This is a genomic window from Bradyrhizobium sp. PRIMUS42 (assembly GCF_023006515.1).
Lineage (GTDB): Bacteria > Pseudomonadota > Alphaproteobacteria > Rhizobiales > Xanthobacteraceae > Bradyrhizobium.
Genome location: NZ_JALBGZ010000581.1, coordinates 1 through 3,949, shown reverse-complemented (window position 1 = coordinate 3,949; position 3,949 = coordinate 1). Strand labels below are relative to the sequence as shown.

The window sequence follows — 3,949 nt, the reverse complement described above, 5'->3', positions numbered from 1 at the left end:
ATGGTGCTGCGCGCCGGCCTGCCGATGCAGGACATGGAGTTCGTGCAGTTCCACCCGACCGGCATCTACGGCTCGGGCTGTCTCGTCACCGAAGGCGCGCGCGGCGAAGGCGGCTATCTCGTCAACTCCGAAGGCGAGCGTTTCATGGAGCGCTATGCGCCGTCGGCCAAGGACCTCGCCTCGCGCGACGTCGTCTCGCGCGCGATGACCATCGAGATCCGTGAAGGACGCGGCGTCGGCAAGAAGAAGGACCACATCTTCCTGCACCTCGACCATCTCGATCCCGCGGTGCTGGCCGAGCGGCTGCCCGGCATCTCCGAATCCGCAAAGATCTTCGCCAATGTCGACGTGACGCGCGAGCCGATCCCGATCGTGCCGACCGTGCACTACAACATGGGCGGCATCCCCACGAACTATCACGGCGAAGTCCTGACCAAGAAGGACGGCGACGACAACGCGATCATCCCCGGCCTGATGGCGATCGGCGAAGCCGCCTGCGTCTCCGTGCACGGCGCCAACCGCCTCGGCTCCAACTCGCTGATCGACCTCGTCGTGTTCGGCCGCGCCGCGGCGCTCCGCCTCGCCGAAAAGCTCACGCCGAACGCCAAGCAGCCCGAGCTGCCGGCGAACTCGTCCGAGCTCGCGCTCGGCCGCCTCGACCATTACCGCTACGCCTCCGGCGGCACGCCAACCGCGAAGCTGCGCGAAGGCATGCAGCACGTGATGCAGAACAATTGCGCGGTGTTCCGCACCGGCGAAATCCTGAGCGAAGGCCAGAACCTGATCGAGAAGGTCCACAGCGGCATCACCGACATCGCCGTGTCCGACCGCTCGCTGGTGTGGAACTCGGACCTCGTCGAGACGCTGGAATTCGACAATCTGATCTCGCAGGCGGTGGTGACGATGAACTCGGCCGCCAACCGCACCGAGAGCCGCGGCGCCCATGCGCGCGAGGACTTCTCCGAGCGCGACGACAAGAACTGGATGAAGCACACGCTGGCCTGGCTGGACGATGCCGGCAAGGTCAAGATCGAGTACCGTCCGGTTCACGACTACACCATGACCAACGACGTACAGTACATCCCGCCCAAGGCGCGCGTGTACTGATCGAACATTAGCCGTCATTCCGGGGCGATGCGCAGCATCGAACTGGGGTGCGCAAATTGCGCACCTGAGAATCTCGAGATTCCGGGTCTGGTCCTTCGGACCATCCCGGAATGACGAAAGGTTAGAGCAATGGTTGAATTCGCACTTCCGAAGAACTCCAAGATTTCCGGCGGCAAGACCTGGCCGAAGCCCGCGGGCGCGACCGAGGTTCGCGAGTTTCGCGTCTATCGCTGGAATCCGGACGACGGCAAGAATCCGAGCGTCGACACCTATTACGTCGACACCAATGATTGCGGTCCGATGGTGCTGGACGGCCTGATCTGGATCAAGAACCACATCGACCCCTCGCTGACCTTCCGCCGCTCCTGCCGCGAAGGCGTCTGCGGCTCCTGCGCCATGAACATCGACGGCCAGAACACGCTGGCCTGCACCCGCTCGATGCACGACGTCAAGGACGGCGCGGTGAAGATCAACCCGCTGCCGCACCAGCCGGTCGTGAAGGATCTCGTCCCCGACCTCACCAATTTCTACGCGCAGTATGCGTCGGTCGAGCCGTGGCTGAAGACGACCTCGCCGACGCCGCAGAAGGAATGGCGCCAGACCCACGAGGACCGCGAGAAGCTCGACGGCCTCTACGAGTGCATCCTGTGCGCCTGCTGCTCGACCTCCTGCCCGAGCTATTGGTGGAACAGCGACCGCTATCTCGGCCCCGCCGCCCTGCTCCAGGCCAACCGCTGGGTGTCCGATTCGCGGGATGAAGCGACCGGCGAGCGGCTCGACAATCTCGAGGATCCGTTCCGGCTCTACCGCTGCCACACCATCATGAACTGCGCCAAAGCCTGCCCGAAGGGACTGAACCCCGCGGAAGCCATCGCCGAGCTCAAGCTCAAGATGGTCGAACGGCAGATCTGAGACGAAGTCATGCTTTGCGTCCCGGCCAGACCGGCCGCGACATTCTGGGATCGGAGCCAATTCGAGTAGAATTTTCCAATTCGAGGAGAATTTTCCCCGACCCGCCGTGCGGGCAAATTTTTTAGATCGCAACCTTCGGTTCCAGCATAAGCTGCTTCCTTCCCCGCGCCAGATTCAGTTAAGCTCCCGTCAGGGACGGAGCGACTGTGCAGAGGGCGCAACGCAACTCGCTGAGATTGTTGCAGTGGATGATGGCGGCATCCCTGGCGCTGCCGATTGCTCTGTTCGCCATCGCCGCAACGATCTCCTACACATCGACCCGCGACATCGCCGACCGGGAGATCGAGCGCACGCTCGACGTCGTGCATGAGCACGCGCTGAAGGTGTTCGAGACCATCGATCGCAGCCTTGCCGAGCTCAACGAGGTGGTCCGCGGCCTACCCGACGACACCATCCGCGCCCGCGAGCCGGCGCTGCATCGCCGCCTGAAGCGGCTGACCGATTCGCTGCCACAGCTCAAATCGGCCTGGATCTTCGACGCGGACGGAAAAGCGCTGGTCAACAGCCTCGCCTCGCCACCGCCGGAGTTGAGCTTTGCGGACCGCAATTACTTCTATGCCCATATCGACCAGAGCATCGGCACGTTCATCGGCACGGCCCTGACGCCCCGTCCGCCCTATCAGGGCGCGCGCTTCTTCGGGGTGAGCCGCCGCCGCGACTCCGACGACGGCAGCTTCATCGGGGTGATCCAGGCCTCGGTCCTCCCCGAATATTTCGACAGTTTCTATGCGCGCATCGGTTCCGATGCCGGCAGCTTCTTCGCGATGGGACGCACCGACGGCATGCTGCTTGCGCATTTCCCGCGGCTCGACCGCGACCTTCGGCTCGATCCGACCGGACCGGTCGGCCGCGAAATCGCGGCGCGCCCCGAGCACGGCCTCATCACCGTCGCCTGGCCCTCGGACGGGATCGAGCGGCGCATCGGCTACCGGCGCATCGCGGAATACCCGATCTATGTCAGCGCCGGGCTCGAAACCTCGGCGATCCGCGCGCGCTGGTTCGCCACCATCGGCCAGCATCTTGTGTTCGGCATTCCCGCCACCGCACTTCTGTTTCTGTTGCTGGCGCTGGCCTTGCGGCGCACCCAGCACCTTCAAACCGAGGCCGCAAAGCGGCGTGAGGCCGAGGAGGCCCTCAAGCACAGCCAGCGCCTGGAGGCGCTCGGGCAGCTCACCGGCGGGGTCGCGCATGATTTCAACAATTTGCTGACGGTGATCCGCGCCTCGGTCGACCTGTTGAACCGGCCGCAGCTGACGGAGGAGCGGCGCCAGCGCTACATCACCGCCATTGCAGACGCCGTGGCCCGCGCGGCCAAGCTGACCTCGCAGCTGCTCGCCTTTGCGCGGCGTCAGACCTTGAAGCCGGAGGTGTTCGACGTCGGCGAACGGATGCAGGCGCTGCACGACATGCTTGCGCCCCTGCTGGGGCCGGCCATCGAGATCGCCATGCGCCTGCCCGCGGAGCCCTGCCTCGTCCGTGCCGATGCCGGCCAGTTCGAGACGGCGCTGATCAACATGGCGACCAACGCGCGCGATGCCATGCAGGGCAAGGGCCGGATCACCTTCAAGGTCGAGGCCGCGACGACCGTTCCGGACACGCTGGCCGGCGCCCCGGACGGCCAGATCCCGGGACACCATGGCTTCATCAGCGTGACCGTCAGCGACACCGGCATCGGCATTCCCGCCGCCCGATTGGGGCGCATCTTCGAGCCGTTCTTCACCACCAAGCAGGTTGGCCACGGCACCGGCCTCGGCCTGTCCCAGGTGTTCGGCTTCGCCCGGCAATCCGGCGGCGAGGTGACGGTCACGAGCGAGGTCGGGCACGGCAGCACCTTCTCACTCTATCTGCCGCGGGTGCCGCCGGACCTGCT

At 65.2% G+C, this 3,949-nt stretch carries 3 protein-coding genes; all 3 read left to right on the top strand.

Features of this window, described 5'->3' with window-relative positions; translation table 11 throughout:
- The coding region (locus MOV75_RS29720) for an FAD-binding protein (RefSeq protein ID WP_247007105.1) at window positions 1-1,107 on the top strand (1,107 nt) is incomplete at its 5' end.
- Between the two features lie 129 nt (window positions 1,108-1,236).
- The gene (locus tag MOV75_RS29715; RefSeq protein WP_246919920.1) at window positions 1,237-2,019 is read left to right on the top strand and encodes a succinate dehydrogenase iron-sulfur subunit; all 783 of its coding nucleotides are present in this window, start codon (window positions 1,237-1,239) and stop codon (window positions 2,017-2,019) included.
- 206 nt (window positions 2,020-2,225) lie between these two features.
- Window positions 2,226-3,949 (top strand): hybrid sensor histidine kinase/response regulator (locus MOV75_RS29710; protein ID WP_247007104.1); only part of this gene is annotated, 1,724 nt, incomplete at its 3' end.

What these genes read in the sequence shown, in the direction of transcription:
- MOV75_RS29715 (WP_246919920.1), top strand. Translation starts at nt 1,237, where the DNA reads ATGGTTGAATTCGCACTTCCGAAGAACTCCAAGATTTCCGGCGGCAAG.